Source organism: Streptomyces sp. NPDC088261, assembly GCF_044740805.1.
GTDB lineage: Bacteria > Actinomycetota > Actinomycetes > Streptomycetales > Streptomycetaceae > Streptomyces.
The window spans coordinates 416,639-438,684 of the sequence record NZ_JBIURL010000002.1 but is presented as its reverse complement, the minus strand read 5'-3'; the positions used below and the strand labels follow the sequence as shown (position 1 = coordinate 438,684).

Annotated in this window: 10 protein-coding genes; 4 read left to right on the top strand and 6 right to left on the bottom strand. The window is 74.0% G+C overall.

The window, feature by feature from the left end:
* Window positions 1–2: 2 nt before the first annotated feature.
* Genes ACIODU_RS05820 through ACIODU_RS05800 form a run of 5 tightly spaced genes read right to left on the bottom strand, consistent with a single transcriptional unit; the run spans window position 3 to window position 14,907 of the window.
* Window positions 3–4,034 carry an amino acid adenylation domain-containing protein gene (locus tag ACIODU_RS05820; protein ID WP_401764310.1) on the bottom strand — a complete coding sequence of 1,344 codons (4,032 nt, stop codon included), beginning with the start codon at window positions 4,032–4,034 and terminating at the stop codon, window positions 3–5.
* Window positions 4,031–8,848 carry an amino acid adenylation domain-containing protein gene (locus ACIODU_RS05815; RefSeq protein ID WP_401764307.1) on the bottom strand — a complete coding sequence of 1,606 codons (4,818 nt, stop codon included), beginning with the start codon at window positions 8,846–8,848 and terminating at the stop codon, window positions 4,031–4,033. Before ACIODU_RS05815 ends, ACIODU_RS05820 begins: the two co-directional genes overlap by 4 nt.
* Window positions 8,848–9,900, bottom strand: coding sequence for a MupA/Atu3671 family FMN-dependent luciferase-like monooxygenase (locus ACIODU_RS05810; protein ID WP_327233080.1), 1,053 nt, complete (start codon window positions 9,898–9,900; stop codon window positions 8,848–8,850). The genes ACIODU_RS05815 and ACIODU_RS05810 overlap by 1 nt, the downstream gene beginning before the upstream one ends.
* Window positions 9,885–13,547: an amino acid adenylation domain-containing protein gene (locus ACIODU_RS05805; RefSeq protein WP_401764303.1), complete on the bottom strand. Its 3,663-nt coding sequence runs from the start codon at window positions 13,545–13,547 to the stop codon at window positions 9,885–9,887. The genes ACIODU_RS05810 and ACIODU_RS05805 overlap by 16 nt, the downstream gene beginning before the upstream one ends.
* The gene (locus ACIODU_RS05800; RefSeq protein WP_356420338.1) at window positions 13,531–14,907 is read right to left on the bottom strand and encodes an MFS transporter; all 1,377 of its coding nucleotides are present in this window, start codon (window positions 14,905–14,907) and stop codon (window positions 13,531–13,533) included. Before ACIODU_RS05800 ends, ACIODU_RS05805 begins: the two co-directional genes overlap by 17 nt.
* A gap of 336 nt (window positions 14,908–15,243) precedes the next feature.
* Here ACIODU_RS05800 and ACIODU_RS05795 point away from each other — a divergent pair, with 336 nt between their 5' ends.
* On the top strand, window positions 15,244–15,672 hold the full coding sequence (locus ACIODU_RS05795; RefSeq protein WP_356420341.1) for a hypothetical protein: 429 nt from the start codon (window positions 15,244–15,246) through the stop codon (window positions 15,670–15,672).
* A gap of 99 nt (window positions 15,673–15,771) precedes the next feature.
* The gene (locus tag ACIODU_RS05790) at window positions 15,772–16,062 is read left to right on the top strand and encodes a hypothetical protein (protein WP_401764297.1); all 291 of its coding nucleotides are present in this window, start codon (window positions 15,772–15,774) and stop codon (window positions 16,060–16,062) included.
* Window positions 16,063–16,192: 130 nt separating this feature from the next.
* Here ACIODU_RS05790 and ACIODU_RS05785 read toward each other — a convergent pair whose 3' ends face one another.
* A complete protein-coding gene (locus tag ACIODU_RS05785) occupies window positions 16,193–19,204 on the bottom strand; it encodes a BTAD domain-containing putative transcriptional regulator (RefSeq protein WP_401764294.1) in 3,012 nt (1,003 codons plus the stop codon).
* A 277-nt stretch (window positions 19,205–19,481) separates the two neighbouring features.
* Between ACIODU_RS05785 and ACIODU_RS05780 the strand changes: the two genes are divergently transcribed.
* Together ACIODU_RS05780 and ACIODU_RS05775 are read left to right on the top strand one after the other, a co-directional pair.
* Entirely contained in the window at window positions 19,482–20,858 is a 1,377-nt protein-coding gene (locus ACIODU_RS05780) for a helix-turn-helix domain-containing protein (RefSeq protein ID WP_401764292.1), read from the top strand.
* A gap of 124 nt (window positions 20,859–20,982) precedes the next feature.
* Window positions 20,983–21,909, top strand: a complete 927-nt coding sequence (locus ACIODU_RS05775; protein WP_356420353.1) for an ornithine carbamoyltransferase — start codon at window positions 20,983–20,985, stop codon at window positions 21,907–21,909.
* The last annotated feature ends 137 nt before the right edge of the window (window positions 21,910–22,046 follow it).

Sequence of the window (22,046 nt, the reverse complement as noted above, 5' to 3'; positions counted from 1 at the left end):
GTTCAGTCCCCTCGGAGGGCGGTTTCGAGGACCGCGGCGATCTCGGCCGCCGGGCCCGGGGTCAGGACGTCGCTGTGGCCGCAGGCCAGGTCGTGCACGTCGAGCGCGGCGGCCACCCGCCGCCAGGCCGCGGTCTTCTCGGCCGGGGTGGGCCAGGTGTCGCGGGTGGCGGAGAAGAGCGTCACGCGCCCCTCGTAGGGCGTCGGGCTCCAGTGCCTGACGACCCGGGTGTGATGGGTCCCCACGTCGACCAGGGCGTGGAGCTGAGGGTCGGTCAGCGCGTCGAAGCCGCCGCGGCGGACGGTGGCGAACACCCGTGCGCGGTCGAGCGGTCCCGGCGGTACGGGCAGGTCGGGGACGTGGCTCTGGAGCAGGATGCGCAGCAGTTCGTCCTCGACGGCCACCGGGTCCAGCGGGGTGCCGAGGATGGTGTCCGGCATCGGCATGGCGTCCACCACGGCGAGCATCCTGACCTCCTCCCCCGCCCGGCGCAGCCGGACCGCCATCTCGTGGGCGAGCCCGCCGCCGAAGGACCGGCCGAGCAGCAGGTACGGCCCGTGCGGCAGGAGTGCGCGGAGGCGGGCCACGTACAGGTCGGCCATCCCGCCCATGGAGGGCGGGAGGTGGTCCACGCCGGTGAGCAGGCCCGGGCTCTGGAGGGTGTGCACCGGGCGGGCCGGATCGAGGTGCGGGAGCAGGTTGGCGAACGACCAGCCGAGGCCGAGCCCCGGGTGCACGCAGACGAGCGGGGTACGGTCGCCGCCGGCGCGCAGGGTGAGCACCGGCTCCAGGCTGTTCCCGGACGGATCGGCGGAAGCGGCGGAAGCGGCCGCCGGACCGGTGCGCTGCCGGGCGGACCGCAGGGGGATCCGGGGGGCGCGGCCGTGCGCGGTGGCCGGTGCGTCGAGGCGGGCGGCGAGGGCGGCCGGGGTCGGCGCGTCGAACAGGACCGAGACGGGGATCCGTACGTCGAGGACCGTCTCGATCTTCGACTTCAGGCGCAGGGCCGTCAGGGAGTGGCCGCCCGCGGTGAAGAAGTCGGTGTCAGGGCCGACCGCGGGGAGGCCGAGCACCGTACCGAACAGGGCGCACAGCTCCCGCTCGCGCTCGCTGCGCGGGGGCCGGGAGGCCGCCTGCTCCCCGGTGGGTCCGGGGGCGGGCAGGGCGGCGCGGTCGACCTTGTGGTGGCGGGTGAGCGGCACGTGGTCGATGCGGGCCCAGACGGACGGGACGAGGTGGGCGGGCAGGTGGCGGGCGGCGTGTTCGCGGACCCGGGCGAGGGTGCTGTGCCACTGGTCGTCGCGGGGGGCGTCCGTATCCGTGCCCGTCGCGTCGGCGGCGCCTTCCTCCAGGAGCAGCCAGGCGGCGAGGAGTTTGCCGCCGGTCGCGTCGCGCCGGGCGCCGACCACGGCCCGCGCCACGCCGGGGCAGCCGGCCAGCGCGGCCTCCACCTCGGCGGGTTCGACGCGGAAGCCGCGTACTTTGACCTGGTCGTCGGCGCGGCCGGCGAACTCCAGGACTCCGTCGGCGGTACGGCGGGCGAGGTCGCCGGTGCGGTACATGCGGCTGCCCGGCGGTCCGTAGGGGTCGGCGACGAAGCGCTCGGCGGTGGCCACCGGGCGCCCGAGGTAGCCGTGGGCGAGGCCGGTGCCGGCGAGGTACAGCTCGCCGGTGGCGCCGTCGGGCATCGGGCGCAGCGCGGCGTCCAGGACATGGGCGCGGGTGTTGTCGAGGGGGCGGCCGATGGGCACGGCGCCCGGGTCGCTGTCGGTGTGTGCGGTGTGCTCGGTGGGTGCGGTGGGCTCGGGAGTGACGTGTGCGGTGTGCGCGGTCGCGAACACCGTGGTTTCGGTGGGTCCGTAGCCGTTGACCACCACGGCGCCGGGGCAGTGTTCCCGGATCCGGCGCACGGTGTCCCGTGCCAGGACGTCGCCGCCGGACCACACCTCGCTGAGCCCCGCGAGGGCGTCGGGCGCGATCTCCGCGACGGTGCGCAGCAGTTCGGGCGTGAGCATCAGCGCGGTGACCCGGCGATCGGGCACCACCCGCTTGAGCAGGTCGGGGGTGACGGCCTCGGCGGGGGCGACGACCACGGTCCCGCCGTTCAGGAGCGGGATCCACACCTCGTAGGTGGAGGCGTCGAACGTGTACGGGTTGTGGAACAGCACCCGCCGGTGCGCGCCGCCCGTGAAGCGGCCGTCGGCGGCCAGTTCGGTGATCGCCCGTTGCGGGACGACCACGCCTTTGGGCTCTCCGGTGGAGCCGGAGGTGTAGATCACACAGGCGGCGGACTCGGGAGGAGCGGGGACGCCGTCGAACTGCCCGGTTCGCGCGTGCTCCTCCTCCAGGTCCAACACCCGCAGGTCCGCGGGGAGTCGGACCGGGAAGGCGCCCAGGGTGAGGGCGAGGACGGGCGCCGCCGCCTTCACCAGCCGGGCCAGCCGCTCCGACGGCTGGGCCGGGTCGAGCGGCAGCCAGCAGGCCCCCGCCTTGAGGACCGCCAGCTGGGCCACGACCACGGACGCCGAGCGGGGCAGCAGCAGGGCCACCGTGTCCCCCGGCGCCACCCCGGCCCGGACGAGCCGGCCGGCCAGCCGGTCCGAGGCGGCGTCGAGCCGCGCGTAGCTGAGGATCTCGCCGTCCGTGTCGACGGCGGGCGCGTCCGGCGTACGGGCCACCTGCGCGGCGAACCGCCCCGTCATCGTGGCGGGTTCGGCGACGGCGCGGGCCGGGCCTGCGGCGAGGGCGAGCAGCCGGTCGTGTTCCGCCTGCGGAAGGGCGTCGATGTCCTGCGCCAACCGCGTCGGATCCTCGGCGAGTTGTTCCAGTACGCGGACGATGCCGCCGGTGATCGCGGTGGCGGAGATGCCCCGGCGGCAGCTCACGGACAGCAGCATCCGGTCCTCGGCGACGGCGGCGACGGTGACCGGGTAGTGGGTCTGGTCCGTCACCGTCACCAGGCGTATGGTGTCGGGCCCGTCGTGGCTCGGCGGGGCCTGGGGGAAGTTCTCGAAGGCGAGGATGGAGTCGAAGAGTTCACCGGCGCCCACGGTCCGCTGCACCTCGGCGACGCGGGCGTGATGATGGGCCAGCAGCCGGGACTGCTCGTCCTGGATCCGGTGGAGCAGGTCCCCGGCGCTCTCGCCGTCGCGGAGTCGCACCCGTACCGGCAGGGTGTTGATGAACAGGCCCACCATGGACTCGACGCCCGGCAGGTCGTGCGGGCGCCCGGAGACGACCGCGCCGAAGACCAGGTCACGGGCGCCGGTCAGCCGGGCCAGGACCAGCGCCCAGGCGACCTGCACCACGGTGTTGAGGGTGACGCCCGCCTCGGCGGCCCGGGCGGCGAGGGTGCCGGTGAGGGCGGCCGGCAGCCGGGTCCGCGTCCGGTCGGGCGCGGTGTCCGGGCCGTCCGGTGCCAGCAGCGCGGGCCGGTCGAGGCCGTCGAGCGCCTCGGCCCACGCGGTGTCGGCCTTGTGCTGGTCCTGCCCGCTCAGCCACACCAGATAGTCGCGGTAGGGCACGGGGGGCGGCAGCGGGCGGCCCGCGACGAGGGCCACGAGGTCCCGTTCCAGGATCGGCAGCGACCAGCCGTCGAGCAGGATGTGGTGGAAGGACACGATCAGTTCGGCGCCGGTGTCGTGCCGCAGGAAGGTGGCGCGGACCAGCGGCGGGCGGGCCAGGTCGAAGCGGAGCGCCGCGTCCTCGCGCAGCACCTCCTCGGTCCGTACGGTGACGTCGTCCGGGCCCAGTCCTGTCAGGTCCACCTCGGTCCACGGCAGGCGGACGGCCTGCGGGACGACCTGGACGGGCCGGTCCAGGCGCTCGTGCCGGAAGCAGGCGCGGAGGTTGGGGTGGCGGGCGAGGAGGGCGCCGACGCCGGCCCGTACCGCGTCCGTGGCGACGGCGCGGCCGATCACGAACCGGGCCTGCACCAGGTAGGGGTCGGAGCCGCCGGTGTCCCGGGCGGCGTGGAAGAGCAGTCCTTCCTGGACCGGGGAGAGTGGCAGTACGTCCGCGATGCGCGCGTTCATCGTCGTCCCCCTTGGTGGGCGGAGGCTCCGGTGGCGTCCGTGCCGTCCGTGTCGTGGATGCCGCCGTCGGGACCGGTGCCGGGGTTCGTGCCGAAGCCGGGGTGGCTGTCGCTGTCGCCGTCCGTGCCGAACTCCGTGTCGAGGTCTCCGAAGTCGCCGAAGTCGCCGAAGTCGATGTTCTGGCCCAGAAGTTCCAGCTGGTCCCCGGTGAGGTCGACCAGCGGGAAGTCGGACGGGGTGTGGACGGCCCCGGCGTCGGGACCGCAGTGGTCCGCGAGGACGCCGATCGCCTCGGACCAGGCCGCCGCCAGGGCGCGTACCTCGTCCTCGGTGAACACCCCGGCCGCGTACGAGAAGCTGGCCTCCAGCAGGAGACCGCCGTTCTCCTCGCGCGACAGCACGTCCACCTCCAGCGCGTGGCCGAGCGGTACGGCCTCCGGCCCGACATCGAGCAGCCGGCCGCCCGCCGCGTCCGACTCGGCGAACCTGCCGAGGTAGTTGAAGCGGACGTCGGGGACGGGGAGCGCGGCGAGGGCGGGCCCGGCCGTGGGGTGGAGGTAGCGCAGCAGGCCCCAGCCGAGGCCGCCCGCGGGCACGCCCCGCAGCTGTTCCTTGACGCTCTTGAGCGCCTCCCCCGGTCGGCCGCCGGGCCGTACCGTCGCGGCGCCGAGGTCCAGGCGGACCGGGTACTGCGTGGTGAACCAGCCGACCGTGCCGGACACGTCCACCGGCGCGGAGATCACTTCGCGGCCGTGGCCCTCCAGGTGGACGAGCAGGGCGGATCCGGTGCCCCGCCACTGGACGGCCGCCGCCGTCAGCGCGGTCAGCAGGACGGCGTCCGGGCGGCAGTTGAAGGCGCCCGGCAGGGTGACGAGCGCGCTCCTGGTGAGGTCCGGGCCCAGCTCGACGGTGAGGGTCTTCCGGTGCTCGCCGGCCCCTCTGCCGCCGGCGATCCTGGCCGTCCCGTCCGCCAGCTGTCTTTCCCACCAGGGGAGTTCGCCGAGCCGCCGGTCGGCCTCCCCGGGCAGCAGCCGGGCCCAGCGGGTGAACGAGGTGGTCTTCGCGGGGGCCGGGTCGCCCTCGTCCCGGTGGCCGAGCGCCGCCGCGAGTTCCTGGCCGATCACCCGCCAGGACAGTCCGTCGACGGCCAGGTGGTGCACGGTGACGAGCAGGGCGCCGGGGCGGCCGGGGCCCGGGTCGAGCCAGACGGCCCGCAGCATCTCGCCGTCCTCGGGGCGGAGCGCGGTGGAGACCGCCAACGCGCGTGCCCGGTGCAGGAGATCGGCGTCGGGGGCGACGGGAACCCGCAGGGTGCGGGCGTTGCCCGGGAGGTCCCCCGGCGGCACCTCCAGCTCCCAGTCGGCGGGGGCGTCGCCCACCAGGCGCATCCGCAGCGCCGCGTGACGCGCGGCCAGGCCGGTGACGGCCTCCGTGAGCGTTCCGAGGCCGGTGCCCGCGGCCACCGGGAAGACCATGGACTGGGTGAACGCCGAGGTGTCCGGGCTCTGTTCGCGCCACCAGCGCATCACGGGGGTGAGCGGCAGCCGCCCGTACCCGGTGTCCTCCTCCTGGGGAAGCTCGGTGTCCGGGGTGCGGGCGAGCACGGCCAGCCGGGCGGGGGTGCGGACGGTGAACACGTCGTGCGGGGAGAGCACCAGACCGGCCGCCCTGGCGCGTACCGCGAGCTGGATCGCCATGATGCTGTCGCCGCCGAGACGGAAGAAGTCGTCGTCCGGGCCCGCCTGTTCGAGGCCGAGGAGGCCGGCGAAGAGACCGCACAGGATCTCCTCGCGGGCCGATCCCGGGGCTCGTACGGTCGCGTCGGAGCGCTGCGCGGGCGCCGGCAGGGCGGCCCGGTCGAGCTTGCCGCCGGACGTCAGGGGCAGGGCGTCGAGCGCCACCACGGCGGCGGGGACCATGGCCGCGGGCAGGCGCCCGGCGGCGTGGAGCAGCAGTGCGTCCGGGTCGATCGTGCTCCCGGGGGCGGGGACGGCGTACGCGACGAGCTGCGCGACTCCGGCCCTGCTGTTCCGTACGACGGCCACCGCGCGGTCCACGGTGGGGTGTTCGGTGAGCGCGGCGGCGATCTCGCCCGGTTCGATGCGCAGTCCGCGCAGTTTCACCTGCTCGTCGCCGCGTCCCAGGTAGTGCGTGGTGCCGTCGGGGTCGCGGTGGGCGAGGTCGCCGGTGCGGTACATGCGGCTGCCGGGCGGCCCGTACGGGTCGGCGACGAACCGCTCGGCGGTGAGCGCGGCGCGCCCCAGGTAGCCGCGGGCGAGCGCCGGCCCCGCCAGGTACAGCTCACCGCTGACCCCGGCGGGCACCGGGCGCAGCCGCTCGTCGAGGACGTAGGCGCCGGTGCCCGGCAGCGGGGTGCCGACGGGCGGGGCGGTGCCGTCGGCGGCGAGGGGCGCGGAGAGGGTGGAGACGACGGTGGCCTCGGTGGGCCCGTACGCGTTGTAAAGGCGCCGGCCTCCGGCGGCCCAGCGGGCGATCAGGTCCGGCGGGCAGGACTCCGCGCCGACGAGAAGGGTGCGCAGCTCCGGGTGGGGTCCGGCGGGCACGGTGGCGAGCACGGACGGCGGGACGAAGGCGCAGGAGACGCGGCGTTCGGTCAGTACGTCCCCGAGGGCGTCGCCCACGAGGGGGCCCCGGGGCGGCAGGACGAGGGTGCCGCCCGAGCCGAAGGCCAGGCACATCTCGCCGACGGAGATGTCGAAGGTCGGCGGCCCGAGCTGGAGGACCCGGCTGCCCGCGCCGAGGGCGGTGCCGTCCACGAGACCGGTTGTCAGGGCGGCCACCCCGGCGTGGGTGACGATCACGCCCTTGGGGGTGCCGGTGGAGCCGGAGGTGTGGATGACGTGGGCGGCGCCGGTGGTCTCCGGGTCGCCGGGCGGCAGAAGGGGTTCCCCCGCCCAGGCGTTCGCGTCCAGGACCAGGGTCGGCACGTCCGCCCCGACGGGCTCGGCGCCCGGTGCGGTGACCAGGAGTACGGGGGCGGCCTCGGCGAGGACACGCCGGACGCGCTCGACGGGGTGCGCCGGGTCGACGGGCAGGTACGCGGCGCCGGCGCGCTGGGCGGCCAGCGCCGCCACCGGCCAGTCGGTGCCCCGGTCGAGGGCGAGGGCGACGATCCGCCCCGGCCCCGCTCCCTCCCGTACCATCCGGTGCGCCAACCGGTCGACGCGGTCGGCCAGTTGGGCGTAGCTGAGGGCTTCTCCGCCGGATTCGAGGGCCGGTGCGTCCGGGGTACGGGCCGCCTGCCTGGCCACCAGCCCGGGAAGCGAGGCGGGGGCGGGCGCGGCGGGTCCCGCCGACTCGGCGAGCAGCCGGCCGCGCATGGCACCCGGCACGAGGTCGATGTCACCGACGAGCGCGGTGGGATCGGCGGTGATCCGCCGCAGGAGTTCGACGTAGCACTCGGTCCAGCGGGCCACGACCCGCGGGTCGAAGACGTCGGTACGGAGCCCGAAGCTGCCTTCCATGCCGTCGTCGCAGTCCTTCACGACGCCGACGAGGTCGTGCTCGCCGCCGGTGTGGATGCGCTCGGGCTCCGCGAACTCCTTCATCACGGAGACGCTGGGCTGCTGCGTCAGGTGCATGAACACCCACTGGTACAGCGGGGCCCGGCCCGCGCTGCGCTCCGGGGCGGCGGCCGACACGATCCGGCCGACCGGGACGTCCGCGTTGGCCATCAACTCGGGGAAGTCGACCGCGAATCCGGCGAGGACGTCGGCGAAGGAGCGGTCGGACCGCACCCGCCACCGGGTCGGGACGGCGTTCATGACGTACCCGATGACCTGGTCGAGCCCCTTGGCCGCGCGGTTGGCGATGGGGGTGCCGAGGATCAGGTCGTCGGCGCCGCTGACCCGGTGCGCGAGGACGGCGAAGGCCGCCATCAGGACGACGTAGACGGAGGCGCCGCGCTCGCGGGCCAGGGCGCGCACGGCCGCGGCGGTCCGCGCGTCGATGTGGAACGGGACCTGGGCGATGCCGTCGCCCGAGGTGACGGGGGTGCCGCCGCCGCCCGGCACGGTGAGCGGCCCGGGCGGGTCCGCGAGGTAGCGGCGCCAGAAGTCGAGGCGGGCCCCGAAGACCCCGGACTCCGCCAACTCGTCCTGCCAGGACGAGAAGTCGGCGTACTGGACGGCGGGCCGGGTCAGGGGCGGCTCCTTACCGTCGCGCAGGGCTCCGTACGCCTGGGCGAACTCGTTCTGGAGCACGTCGAACGACCACCAGTCGCTGATGGTGTGGTGCAGGCTCAGCATCAGCGTGGAGCGCCGCTCGTCGACCCGGACGAACCGGGCCCGGATCAGCTTGTCCCGGCCCAGGTCGAACGGGCGGGCGCGGAAGGTCTCGAAGGCCTCGTCGATGGTGGTGTCCGTACCCCGCAGGTCCTCGCGCTCCAGGTCGAAGGGGCCGTCGTCGGGGAATTCGACCCGCAGCCCGCCCGACTCGTCCGTCCTGATCCGGGTGCGCAGGATGTCGTGGTGCCGCTGGATCAGGGTGAGGGCCGCCTCCAGGTGCGCCGGGTCGGCGGGGCGGTCGAAGTGGTAGGCGGAGCACAGGTTGAGGGCGGCGGTGCCGGGATAGAGCGAGTCGTACACCCACAGGTCGTGCTGGGCGGGGCTGAGGGGCACCGGCCTGCCGGGGTCGCGCGGGGGTATGACGGCGGGTATCTCGCGGGCGCGGCCGGCCTCCAGGAGACGGCGCATCAGGCGCACGCGCTGCTCCCGGCCGAGGGCGCCGAACCGGTCGGCCAGGGAAGGGGTCGCCGCGGCGGCCGCCGCGCGGAAGAGGGTGGGAGCAGTCATCACAGGGTCTCTTTCAGTTCGGCCAGCCGGTGCAGTCCGGCCAGTACGTCGTCCCGTCCGATGCCGAAGTCGATGAAGCAGGCGACCTCGTCGACGCCCAGCTCGGCCAGATCGGCGAGCATCTTGGCGCAGTGGCCGGGTGAGCCGAGGAGACTGCCCCAGCTCAGGTAGCGCTCGAACGCGAACTCGGCGAGCATCGCGGCCTGTTCGTCGGTGAGCCGCGCGGTCGCGGCGTCCGCGGACCGGTTGGCGGCGGTCTGGCGGACGTACGAGGCGAGGTAGGCCCGCAGGGGCGCGCCGGCCTGGCGCCGGACCTCCGCGTCGTCCGTGCCGACGTAGGTGTGGGCCATCAGGGTGACCCGGCCGTGCGCGTCGGTGCCCCGCTGGTCGGGGGCCTCGGCGCAGGCGGCGCGGTAGCGGGCGATCCGGTCGGCGAGTTCGTCCCTGCTCTGGCCGACGGTCGCGCCGAGCACTCCGGCGCGCAGCCGTCCGGCGGCCTCCCAGGTCTCCGGGTTGCCGGACGTGGTGATCCACAGCGGCAGGGTGTCCTGGACGGGCCGGGGCTGGGGCACGACGGAGACCGGGGTGCCGGTGCCGTCGGGGTACTCGGCGGGCTCGCCCGCCCACAGCGCCCGCAGCCGGGGGACGGTCTCCAGGGCGGTCCGCCTGCGGTCCGCGTACTGCTCGGGGGCCAGGGTGAAGTCCTTTGAATGCCAGCCGGTGGCGACGGACAGGCCCACCCGGCCGTGCGAGAGGTTGTCGACGACGGCCCAGTCCTCCGCCACCTTCAGCGGGTGGTGGAGCGGCAGGACCACACTGCCGGCGCGGATCCCGATCCGCTCGGTGGCGACGGCGAGCGCCGCGCCGAGCACGGGCGGGCTGGGGAACACCTGTCCCACCTGCTGGAAGTGGCGTTCGGGGGTCCAGATGGCGTGGAATCCGAGCCGGTCCGCGGTTCTGGCCACGGTGAGGATGTCCTCGTACGTCTCGGCGTGCCGGGTCTCCCCGGCGGTGGTGCTGTCCGCACCGAAGAACATCACACTGAGGTCCACTGCCACTCCTCCTGTTGGGTGCCGGGCCGGTCCGGGGTGTCGCGCGGTCGCGCCGGGGTGTCGCGCGGTCGCGCCGGGGTGTCGTGCGGTCGTGCCGGACCTTCGTGCCCGCGCGCCGGGGTCTCGTGGGGTCGCGCGGAGGTGTCGTGTGGCCGCGCCGGGTTCTGGTGCTGGCGCGGCACCCGGGGGCGGCGTGTGATGGGGGCCGCCGCGGGTCCGGTCCCGGTGGCCGGCCGCTCCAGCGCGGCGGCGAGCGCGGCGACGGTCGGCGCGGCGAAGAGCTGGGCCGCGGTGACGGGCCGTTCGTCGGTGCTGAGGCGGGCCGCGACCCGGACCGCGCGCAGCGAGTTGCCGCCGAGGGTGAAGAAGTCGTCGTGCGGTCCGGGCTCCGGCACGCCGAGGACCTCGCACCACACGGCGGCGGTCCGCCGCTCCAGGTCGGTCAGGGGGCGCGGGCCTGCCCCGGAGGGCGGCGCGGGCCGGGACGGTACGGCGACGGTGTCGCCCACGCCGGCCCGCCGGGGCGGTGCGGCGAGGCCGAGGCGGGAGAGCGGGGTGGACGGGTCGGCGGCGGCCGCCTCCAGGGCGTGCGGGAGGGTGTCGGCGAGCCAGTGGACGAAGCCCGCGTCCAGGGTGTCCTCGCGGTACTCGAACGTGAGGGTCAGTCCGTCCGGGGTGCCGTCGGGCGCGGTCGAGTCGGTGACGTCCACCAGCAGTTCGAACCGGGCGGCGCCGGTACGGACGACCTCGACGCCCTGGTCTGCGCCGGGCAGCGCGACCTCGGCGCGCGCGTTGTTCTGGAGGGCGAGGACCACGTCGGTGAACGGCTGGCGGCCGGGTGTGCGCGGCGGGTTGAGGGCGCCGACCACGTCCTCGAACGGCACGTCCTGGTGTGCGAAGGCGGTGAGGTCGGTCTCCCTCACGCGGGCCAGCAGCTCCCCCGCCGTGGGGTCGCCGGACAGGTCGGTGCGCAGAACCAGCATGTTGACGAAGAACCCGACGACGTCCTCGACCCTGCCGTCGCCGGACCGGCCGGCGACCGGGGCGCCGATCGCGGTGTCCTCGCCGGCGCCGGCCCGTACCAACGCGGTGGCCAGGGCGGCGTGCAGGGCCATGAAGAGAGTGGCGCCCTGCGCGCGGGCGGCGTCGACCAGGCGGGCGTGGGCCGCCGCGCCGAGGTGGCGTACCACCACCCGGGCGGCCGGGCCGGGGACGGCGGGGCGTCCGGAACGGCGGGGCAGCAGCGGCCCGTCGGCGGCCAGTCCGTCCAACTCCTTGCGCCAGTAGGTGAGCTGGCGCGCGGCGAGGGCGTGCGGGTCGGCCGGTGAGCCGAGCCGGTCGAGCTGGTGGCGGGCGTGTTCCGCGTACGGGACGGGGAGCGGCGGCAGTTCGGACGTGCCCTGTCCGTCCTCGACCCGGGCGCGGTAGGCGCGGGACAGGTCGCGGAACAGCGGGCGCAGCGACCAGCCGTCCCCGGCAATGTGGTGGACCAGCACCAGGAGCGCGTGCTCGTCGGGCCGCTCCCGGGTGGTGAACAGGGTGGCGCGCAGCGGGAGTTCGGTGCGCAGGTCGAACACGTGGGCGGCCTCGCGCTCGATCTCCCCGGCCACGTCGGTGGCGGGCAGCCGGACGTGCTGGAAGGGAGGCCGCGCCTCGGCGCCGGTCCGTACGCTCCGTACGGGCGAGCCGTCGGTCTCGTCGAAGACGGTACGGAGCACCTCGTGCCGGTCGGCGACCTGCGCCAGGGCGTCGCTGAGCGCGTCCGGGTCGACGTCGCCGCGCAGGCGGACCAGCATCGGCAGGTTGTACGCGGCGCCCGCGCCGATCCGGTCCAGGAACCAGAGACGGTGCTGGGCGGGCGAGACCGGGAGGGTGCCGGACCGGGGCGCGGTGGTGGACGGTACGGGGGACGAGCGGGGCGCGGTGTCGACGTACGGGGCGAGGAGCGCCGGGGTGGGTGACTCGAAGAGCGTACGGAGGTCGAGTTCGGCGCCGAGGGTGGCGTGAACGCGGCCGAGCAGCCGGGCGGCGAGCAGCGAATGGCCGCCCAGCGAGAAGAAGTCGTCGTCGGGGCCGACCGGGCCGGTGCGCAGGATCTGGGCGAAGAGGCCGCAGAGGGCGGCCACGGTCCCGCCGGCCTCCGGGTGTCCCGCGTCGGCCGCGGCGCGGCCGGGGTCCGGCAGGGCGGCCCGGTCGAGTTTGCCGCTGGGGGTCAGCGGCAGCGCGTCCAGGGGGACGAAGGCGGCCGGGACGAGGTAGTCGGCCAGGACGGTACGGGCGTAGGCGCGCAGCTCGTCGGCCGGGGGCGCCTGGTGGCGTCCGCCGCGCGGGACGACGTACGCGGTCAGCTGCCGGTCGCCGGCCGGGTGAGCGTGGGCGACGACGGCCGCCCGGTCGATCGCGGGGTGGCGGGCCAGGACGCTCTCCACCTCGCCGGGCTCGACCCGGAAGCCCCGGATCTTCACCTGGCTGTCGGCGCGGCCCAGGTAGGCGAGGACACCGTCGGCGCCCCGGCGCACGAGGTCACCGGTGCGGTAGAGGCGTTCGCCCGTGGGGGCCGCGACAAAACGTTCGGCGGTCAGCGCGGGCCGGCCCCGGTAGTCGCGGGCGACCCCGGCCCCGGCGGCGTACAGCTCACCGGTCCCGCCGTCCGGCACGGGGCGCAGTTCCTCGTCCAGGATGTGCAGCCGCTTGCCGGCCAGCGGGCGGCCGATGGGCACGGGACCGCCGTCGCGCACGTCCTCCGGGCTCACCGGGTGGACGGTGAGGAAGATCATGCACTCGACGGGGCCGTAGCCGTTGCTCAGCCGCAGGCCGGGGTGGCGCTCCAGGGCGCGGGCCGCGTGCGGCGCGGACAGGGCCTCGCCGCCGACGATCAGCTCCCGCAGCCCGTCGAGCGCCTGCGGGTACTCGTCCACGATGACGCTGAAGAGGGAGGAGGAGAGGTAGAGGGAGGTGATGCCGTGCTCGGCGACGAGCCGTGCCATCACGAAGGGTTCGGGGCGCCGTCCGGGGTGCAGGACGCAGGTCCCGCCGTTGAGGAGCGGGCCCCACAGCTCCAGGGCGAACGCGTCCCAGGACAGGGGCGCGCACTGGAGCCACACGAATCCGGGGCCGAAGGAGGCGAAGTCCTGTCCGGTGAGGGTGGCGGTGAGGGCGTGGTGCGAGGCGGCGATGCCCTTGGGCCGTCCGGTCGAGCCGGAGGTGAACATCACGCAGGCGATGTCGCCGGGGCGGACCGGGACCGTGCCGCGCGCCAGCGGCGGCGCGGACGGGGCGTCCTCGACGTGGACCTCGGGGACGCCGAGCGCGTCGGGCCCGGCGTCGCGGGCCGACACCACGGCGGCGATCTCCGCGTCCGCCGCCATCGCCCGGAGCCGTTCGGCGGGGAAGGCGGGGTCGAGCATCACGTACCCGGCGCCGGCCTTGAGGATCCCGAGCACGGTCACGACCAGCGCGGTGGAGCGCTCCAGGAACACCCCGACCGTGTCGCCGTGCCGGACACCGCTCGCCGCGAGGAGGCCGGCCAGCCGGTCGGCGCGGGCGTCGAGTCCGGCGTAGTCGAGGCGTTCGCCGCCGTGGATCAGGGCCGTCGCGCCGGGCGTCCGTACCGCCTGGTCCTCGAACAGTTCATGCGTGCACTTCATCGCGCTCACCTCCTGGATGGCTGCCGCTCTCCGCGCGGGGCGCGTCGTGCGCTTCCGGCACCCCGGACGCCTCTGGCTCCCCGGGTGCGTCGAAGTCGAGCAGCAGGACGTCGATGTCTCTGATGGAGCGGCTGGCGAGGCCCCACAGGGCGATCGCGGTCCCGCCGACCCCGGCGAGGAACAACATGGCCGCCATGCCGCTGCCGGGACCGTCGCCGACGAGCGGCCCGAGGACGGTGAAGATCCCGGAGCCGTCGGCCGCCGCCGGTTCGAAGACGTGGTCGGCGAGCGGTCCGGAGACCGCCATGGCCAGGGGTACGGAGATCTGGGACAGGAACATCACCGCGCCGAAGACCCGGCCCTGCCACTCGTGGGGCACCTTGGTCTGCACGATCGCCTGCATGGACGCGTTGACCGTCGTCATGAGCAGGGCGCCGATGAGGATCGCCACGCACCAGCCGACGACTCCGCCGGCCAGACCCATCGCGACCAGGCCGGACAGGCACATGCCGACCACGCCGAGCATCATGCCCCGGCCGCGGTTCCCGGGTCCGCCCCAGGCCGCCATCAGCAGGGCGCCGGCCACTCCGCCGATCCCGATCGCGCTGTTCACGGCGGCGAGCGCGCCGGTGTCGGCGCGCAGCAGCACCATCGGGGAGATGAGGGCGAAGCCGAAGACCATGACCAGGTTGACCAGGCAGAAGTTGACGATCAGGTCGCGCAGGCTGGGCACCCGGAACAGGTACCGCAGCCCCTCGGCCGCGTCGGCCGTGATCCGCCGCCGGGGCGCGCCGGTGGTGTCCTTGACGACCACGTCGCCCTTGAGCCGTACGACACGGATCCCGATGAGCGCGAACGCGTAACTCGCCACGTCCACCAGGAGCGTGGGGCCGATCCCGAAGACCGCGACGAGGAGGCCGCCCAGGGCGGGGCCGCCGATCCCGGCCGCGCTCTTGGCGCCGGCGAGCAGACCGTTGGCGCGGCCGAGCTGGTCCTTGCGGACGAGGAGGGGAACGGCCGAGGAGAGGGCCGGGAACTGGAACGCGGCGCACACCCCGAGCAGCACGGTGGCCGGATATATCTGCCACGACTGGAGCGCGCCGAGGTAGTGGAGGAGGGCGAGGGAGCCCACGACGACCAGGCCGCCGGCGTCGGCGAGTTGGAGCGCGGCCCGCTTGGGGATCCGGTCGACGATCGCACCCGCAATGGGGCTGAACACCGCCTGGGGGAGCATCGCGCACAGGGAGAGGATCGTGACGGCGGTGGCCTGTTCGCCGGCCGACCACACCTCGATGATGAAGGCGAACCGGACCGCCGCGCTGCCCACCAGGGACACCGCCTGACCGGACCAGACGAGCATGAGCGGCCCCATCCCGGCGAAACTTCCGGGAATGTCCGCTGTTTTCTGGGCGTCCTTCACGATCCGGGTCCCCTGTCCACCGGGGCCCGGTACGCCGTACCGCGGCTTTCGAACGGGTTGGTTGCCACGCCTCAATCCCCCAGGGTTTTCGCTTTCCACGCGGATCACCACGGATCCCTGCCTGAATCGAACGGGGTCAGCATGCGTCGGCGGATTACCTCCGCGTTCCCTTCGCGAACACCGGAACGGGAAGGGCGCGGGAACGGAACGGGACGCCGGCGGGACCCGGACGGGCGAGGGTCGTCACGTAGTTGTCTGCACAGAAGGAGTACTCCCGTGAAGAACCCCAGGGATCATTCGCCGGACAGGGCGAATCTGCGCCACGCCCTCCAGGACCTCTCCACCGTGGAACGGTGGGCCGAGCGCGTGGCGTCGGGGGGCCGCCCCGAGCCGTACGCCGCGCAGGAGTCCCTGGACGGGCCCCAGTTCAGTGTCGAGACCGAGACCGAGAACGGCATGCACACCGTGGCCGGGATCGTGGCGCTGCCGCCCGTACCGGACAGCGGTACCGCGGGCTTGGACGAGACGGAGCGCGCCGTGCTCCGCTCGCTCGTGAGATCGCTGCTCGACCTGGCCGGCCACGAGTCGGGCCCCGCCCGTACCCATGTGGTGCTCACCCCCGGCGGACCCCGGGTGGCCGCCTGCCAACTGGGGCCGCACTACCTGGTGTTGGACCGTTCCCGCGACGGTTCCCCGGGCCGGTAACGGGGCGGGAACGGTCAGGGAACGCCCGCCAGCAACATCAGTGGTGTCGGGAAGCGGAACACCGCGAATACCCACAAACACCAACTTAGGGGCGGGACCATGGGACGTAAGCTTGCTGGACTCTTCGGGATCTTCGCGGCAACGCTGGCCTTCGGCTTCGGCACGGTGGCCGAGGCGGGACACACGCAGGGCCCCCAGAGCGTCCAGCAGGTTGTCGCCGACGACAAGGGCCCCACGATCACCGGCCCCGGCGTCCCCGCCGACGACAAGGGACCCACTCTCGTCCCGGCGGACGACAAGGGGCCGACCGTGGTGCTCGCCGACGACAAGGGTCCGACCGTGATCGCCGTCACCAACGACGACAAGGGCCCCACGTCCTCCGTTCTCTGAACCGCTCCCCGTCCCACCGCTCTTCCCGCTCCCCCGAACAGCTGAGCCCCGTACCGGAGTTCCGGTACGGGGCTCGGTGCTGTGCGGCTCGGCGCTGTGCGGCTCGGTGCGGTGTGCGGGGTACGTGCCGTCAGGTACGGCGGCGGTCCGCAGGCACTCCCATCTCGGCGAAGAGCTTCTCGGCGGCGGCCCGGTGCGCGCGGGCCTCCGCCGTGTCGCCCAGGGCGGCGGCCATGCCCGCTAACGCGTAGGCCTCCTCGATGCGGTAGCTGATGGCCGCGGAGAGGTCGAAGGCGTGCTGGTGCAGCGCCAGCGCCGCCGCCGCGTCGCCCTGCCGCAGCCGCAGCCGGCCCACCGTGTTCTCCACCTTGGCGCGCCGCAGGGGCGAGGAGTTGGTCCGCATCAACTGGAGGGCGTACTCCGCCTGGTCGGGGGTGCGGGGCGGCTTTCCGAGCCGGTCCTCCACATCCGCGGAGAGCGCCAGGGTCAGCGCCAGGTTCACCTGGTTCCCGGTGTCCCCGTACAGCGCGCGGGCCTCGGTCAGGCAGCGGTCGGCCTCGCCGTACTCCCCCAGGCCGATGTGGGCCAGCGCGAGATCGGTGATGGCTCCGGGCAGTCCTTCGTGCTGTCCGAGCTGGAGGCTCAGTTCGGCCGAGCGCTGGGCCGCGTCCCGTGCCTCCTCGTACCGGCCCCACTGTTCGTACAGCGTGCTGAGGATGGTCAGGCTCTCGGCCTCCGCGCGCGGGATGCCGAGCGAGCGTTCGTGGGCGATCGCGGTCTCCATGTGGCCCAGCGCCTCGGCGAAGTTGCCGAGGAGGCTGTTGAACTGGCCGAGGATGCTCTCGCTGTGCGCCTGGGTGTGCAGGTCACCGAGGCGGATCGCGACGTCCCGGCTCTCCCGGGCCGCGTCGAGCCCTTCGGAGAACCGGCCGAGTTTCCAGCAGGCGACGCCCAGGTTGGACAGGCTCACTCCCAGCAGCGCCAGGTCCTGCAACCGCTCGGCGGCGGCGACCGCGATCCGGCCCAGTTCGCCGAACTCCTCCAGGTGTCCACGCGCGTTGAGCTGGAAGACGAGGTTGCGGGCGAGGCACACGACATACCGGTCGTGGCCCCGTCTCTCCGCGAGTTTGACGGCGGCGAGGAGCGCCGTCTGCTCGCGCAGGAACCACTCCTGGGCCCGGTCGGCGGTGCTCAGATCGGGCAGTTCGGCCGAGGAGGGGAGCAGCCCGGTGGGGCGGTGGCGCCGCCCGGAGTAGAGGAGGTCGCAGGCCACTTCGGTGGCGGTCAGGTAGTAGCAGAGCAAACGTTCCACCGCGACCGCGTCCTCCCCCTCCGCGGACTCGCCGAGCTGGCTCTGCGCGAAGCTGCGGACCAGATCGTGGAAGGTGTAGAGGCCGATCTCGGGCTGCTGTACGAGGTGCACGTCGAGCAGCATTTCGAGCAGGTCCTCCGCCTCGCGGGTGCCCGAGCCCAGGAGCGCCCCCGCCGCGTGGACGTCCATGTCGCCGCCCGGGTGCAGGGCCAGTGTCCGGAACGCGGTACGGCACTCGTCGTCCAGGGCCTGGTAGGACAGACGGAGGGTGGCGGAGACGCTGCGGGCGCCGGAGCTGAGCTCGTCGAGTCTGCGGGTCTCGTCGCGCAGGCGTTCCGCCAGGTACTGGAGGGTCCAGCGCGGGCGGTTGCGCAGGCGGGCGGTGGCGATCCGCAGGGCGAGGGGGAGGTGGCCGCAGAGCCGGGCGAGTTCGGCGGCGGCCTCCGGCTCGGCCGCCACGCGCTGGGCGCCGAGGGTCTCGGCCACCAGGGTGGCGCTCTCCTCGGGCGGCATCACGCCGATGGAGATCCACTGCGCGCCGTCCAGGTCGACCAGGCGGGCCCGGCTGGTGACCAGGACGAGGCAGCCGGAGGAGGCGGGCAGCAGCGGGCGGATGCCGCCCGCGTCGCCCGCGTTGTCCAGGAGGATCAGCAGCCGTCTGCCGACGAGGGTCGCACGCCACAGGGCGGTACGGGCCGGTACGTCGTCGGGGATGCGGTCGCCCGGGATGCCGAGGGCCCGCAGCAGGCTGTCGAGCGCGGTGCCGGCGGTGACGGGCTGGTCGCCGGGTGTGTAGCCGCGCAGGTCGATGTGGAGCTGGCCGTCGGGGTACTCGGGGGCGAGGCGGTGCGCCGCCCGTACCGCGAGGGAGGTCTTGCCGCAGCCGCCCATGCCGTCGATGGCGACGATCTGCGGGCCCTGTTCGCTGACCTCCCCGGCACAGCGCAGGATCTCCGCCAGTTCCCGCTCGCGTCCGGTGAAGTCGGAGAGGTCGTACGGGAGGGTGCTGGGCGGTTCCGCCGGCAGCGGTACGGGGGCGGCAGGTGCGGGCGCGGGTCCCGGCCCCGCCAGTTCGGGGCTCTCCCGCAGGATTCCCTCGTACAGCTTGGTGAGCTGGGGCCCCGGGTCGATGCCCAGTTCCTCGACGAGCAGTTCGCGGACCTTGCCGTACTCCTCCAGCGCCTCGGCCTGGCGGCCGGACCGGTAGAGCGCGACCATCAACTGGCCGCGCAGCGTCTCCCGCAGGGGATGCTGGTTGACCAAATCTTTTAAGTCCACGACGAGTTCGGCGGCCTCGCCGAGCGCGAGATGGAGCTCGAAGAGCTGTTCCGCGGCGGTCAGCCGGCGTTCCTCGATGGAGGTGGAGGCCGCCTGGATCACCGGTCCGCCGCTGCCCGACAGGACGGGTCCCCGCCAGAGGGCAAGCGCTCCCCGCAGGATCTCGGCCGCTTCGGCGGGCCGGCTCTCGGCGGCCGCGATCTTCGCTTTGCGCGTGAGCAGTCCAAATTCGGCCAGGTCGATTTCACACTGTTCGAGGGCGACGCGATAACCGGGCCCGTCGGTGAGAAGGACGTCCGCTCCGCCCGGTATCCGCCGTCTCAGATCCGCTATGGCCTTGCGTACTTGGTGAGAGGCCGTGGTCGGCGGCTCCTCGTCCCAGGCCGCCTCGACCAGTCGCGAAACGGGAAGCACCTTTCCCGGATCCAGGAGCAGAGTGGCCAGAACTCGCTCCTGAATCACTCCTCCGAGCCGCAGTCGTGTCCCGTTCGACCAGCCCTCGATCGGGCCAAGAATGTTGAATCGCAGCCGATCTCCTGCCGCTGTCGTCATGCGGCCTCCCTCCCCCTCAGCTCTGCTCACACGCAGACCCTCCCCAGCGCGAAGCGATCGTAGCCCCTACCAGGAAAAGCGCGGTACTGCGCCGGGAAGAGTTCGGGAATGGCCCGTTGCAAGCTGTTCATCGACGGCGGTCCTTCGCCGCCGCGGAGGATACAGAGCGTGAGCAGACCGGGGAAAGACGGGTCCGAGCGGGTGCGTTCGGACCGTCCTGGGAGATCGCGTCACCGGCCATCGCATTACCGAGATTTTGGGGACCAAGGAGAGAATGATGAATTCCCAGACGGCGCCCGGTCTTGACGTACTGCTCCAGAATGCGCGCAGGCGGGCGGGGCTCACCCAGGAACAGCTCGCGGGGCTTTCCACCGTGAGCGTGCGGGCCATTCGGGACCTGGAGCTGGGCCGCGTGCAACATCCCCGCAAAGAAACTCTCAGACTCCTCGCCAATGCCATGCGCCTGACGGACGCGCGGCGGATCGAGCTCGAACTCGCCGTCGACGCCCAGGCCGTGGGGCGGGTATTCCAGGACATATACGGAGCAGACCTCGCCGTGCCGCCCACCCCGCTGCGCCCCCTGGTGGGGCGGCGCCCCGAACTGGAGGCGCTGACGGCCCGGTTGTCCACGGAACACGAGCGGCTGCTGACACTGGTGGGGCTGCCGGGGGTGGGCAAGACCCGGCTGGCGCAGGAGGCCGCCTCGGTGCTGCACTCCCGCGACCGGGTCCCGGTGCTCTGGGTCGCCGCGGACGGCGGGGCCGAGAGCAGCGGCGCGGCGGCGAACAGCCCGCTGTCGACCATGACGGGATGGGTGCGGGCGCTGGTCCGTGACGGCGAGAAACTGGACGAACTTGCCACGGTCATAGGGCACAAGCCTACCCTGATCGTACTTGACGGTTACGATTCGTCACCCTCCGCGATCCGGCCGCTGCTGAACCTGCTGCGCGTCTGCGAGCGGGTGAAAATCCTCACGACCACCTGCCGGCCGGTCCAGCTGCCCGGCGGCCGGCTGCTGCCGCTGGCCCCGCTGCCCGTGCCCGCCCCCTCCGACCTGGCCGGTTCCCTGCCGGGCGACTCCCTGGTCACGGACCGGCCCGCCGTGGAGCTGATGCTGTCGCATGTCAGCCACATGCGGCCGGACTTCCTCCCCACGGACACCGTCACCACCACCGCGGCCCACATCTGCCGGGCGCTGGACGGCATTCCGCAGGCGCTGGAGGCCGCGGCCTCCTGGCTGCTGCTGTACTCGCCCGAGCAGCTGCTCGACATCGCCCGCACCGTGCCGCTGGTCCTGGTCGACGGCGTCACCCCCACCGACCCCGCCGCCGGTCCCACCCTGAGCGACCGGCTCGCCGCGGCGGTGACCGGGCTCGGCCCGCGCGCGACGGCCCTGCTCCGTACCCCGGTCGACCCGTGGACGGTGGACGACGCGGCCCGCGCGAACGGCACGTCGCTGGCGGAGACCGCCCGCGACGCGCACGCGCTGCTGGTGCGGGGGCTGATCCGCCAGCTCCCCACGACGCCGGGCGGTCCGGTGGGCTTCACGGTGCTCAACCTGGTCCGCGCGGCGCTCGTGGCGGAACAGGAGCGGGAGCAGGAGCGCGAGCAGGAAAGGGAGCGCGGCTCCCTGGTCGACGCGCTCGTGGAGTAGGGCCGCCCGCCCGCTTCCTGTCCCTCCTTTCGTCTTCCTCCCCTCTGTACCTCCCTCTCTCCTCCCCTCTCCTCCCCCTCCTCCCCCCTCTCTCCTCTCTCCTCTCGTGAAAGGCCTCGCCCCCATGCGCAACCTGATCTCCCTCGCCGACCTCACCCCCGCCGAGCTGCACCACCTCGTCGGCCGGGCCGTCGAGTTCGGCCGTGACGGCATCCACGCGACGTCGCTCGCCGGGCGCCAGGTCGGCGTCTACTTCCGCAAGTCCTCGACCCGTACCCGTACGTCGTTCTGGAGCGGCGCGACCCGCCTGGGCGCCGACGTGATCACGTTCGGCCCGAACGAGCTCCAGCTCAGCACCGGGGAGACGGTGGAGGACACCGCCCGGGTCCTCGGGCAGTACCTCGACGCCCTCGTCGTCCGCACCAACGGGGACGTGGAGGAGATCCGCCGGCTCGGCAGCAGCCCGGACCTGGCCGTCGTCAACGCCCTTAGCCTGGACGAGCACCCGACCCAGGCGATCGCCGATCTCGCCACGCTCACCGAGGAGTTCGGCTCGCTCGACGGGGTGCACCTGCTGGCCGTCGGTGAGGGCAACAGCTCCGGCGCCGCCCTCGCGCTGGCCGCCGCCCTCACCCCCGGCCTGCGGCTCACCCTGCTGTGCCCGCGCGGGTACGAGGTGCCCAAGGACACCCTGGACCTGGTGGCCGAACTCAGCGGCGGTACGGCCCTGGTGCGCCAGGTCGTGACGGCCGACGAGGTCGAGGGCCCGGTGGACGCGGTGTACACCAGCCGGTGGCAGACCATGGGCGTGACGAAGGAGAACCCCGACTGGCTGAGCGACTTCGACGGCTTCCAGATCAACCGCGCCTTCCTGGACCGCTTCGGCGGCCCGCGGACGGTCTTCCTGCACGACCTGCCGGCGGTGCGGGGCGAGGAGGTCACCGACGAGGTCCTCGACGGTCCTTCGAGCCTGGCGTGGCGGCAGGCGCACCACAAGATGACCGCGGCGGCCGCGGTCCTGGAGTGGTGTGTGGTGGGCGCCCAGGACTGACCGCGCCGCTCCCCGCGCCTTCCGCCCCCGGCCGTCCGGCCGGGGGCGCCGCGCGTGCCGTGCCCCCGGCTCCCGCGAGTCCCGCCGGGGAAAAGCCCGCCGTAGCGGAAAGGGCGGGTACGAGGCTTTTAGCGCCT

Excerpts from the sequence above, each read along its gene's own strand:
- ACIODU_RS05790 (WP_401764297.1), top strand. The coding sequence starts at position 15,772 with ATGGGACGTAAGCTTGCTGGACTCTTCGGGATCTTCGCGGCAACGCTG.
- ACIODU_RS05820 (WP_401764310.1), bottom strand. The coding sequence starts at position 4,034 with ATGAACGCGCGCATCGCGGACGTACTGCCACTCTCCCCGGTCCAGGAA.
- ACIODU_RS05780 (WP_401764292.1), top strand. The coding sequence starts at position 19,482 with ATGAATTCCCAGACGGCGCCCGGTCTTGACGTACTGCTCCAGAATGCG.
- ACIODU_RS05815 (WP_401764307.1), bottom strand. The coding sequence starts at position 8,848 with ATGACTGCTCCCACCCTCTTCCGCGCGGCGGCCGCCGCGGCGACCCCT.
- ACIODU_RS05775 (WP_356420353.1), top strand. The coding sequence starts at position 20,983 with ATGCGCAACCTGATCTCCCTCGCCGACCTCACCCCCGCCGAGCTGCAC.
- ACIODU_RS05805 (WP_401764303.1), bottom strand. The coding sequence starts at position 13,547 with ATGAAGTGCACGCATGAACTGTTCGAGGACCAGGCGGTACGGACGCCC.
- ACIODU_RS05785 (WP_401764294.1), bottom strand. The coding sequence starts at position 19,204 with ATGACGACAGCGGCAGGAGATCGGCTGCGATTCAACATTCTTGGCCCG.
- ACIODU_RS05800 (WP_356420338.1), bottom strand. The coding sequence starts at position 14,907 with ATGCTCGTCTGGTCCGGTCAGGCGGTGTCCCTGGTGGGCAGCGCGGCG.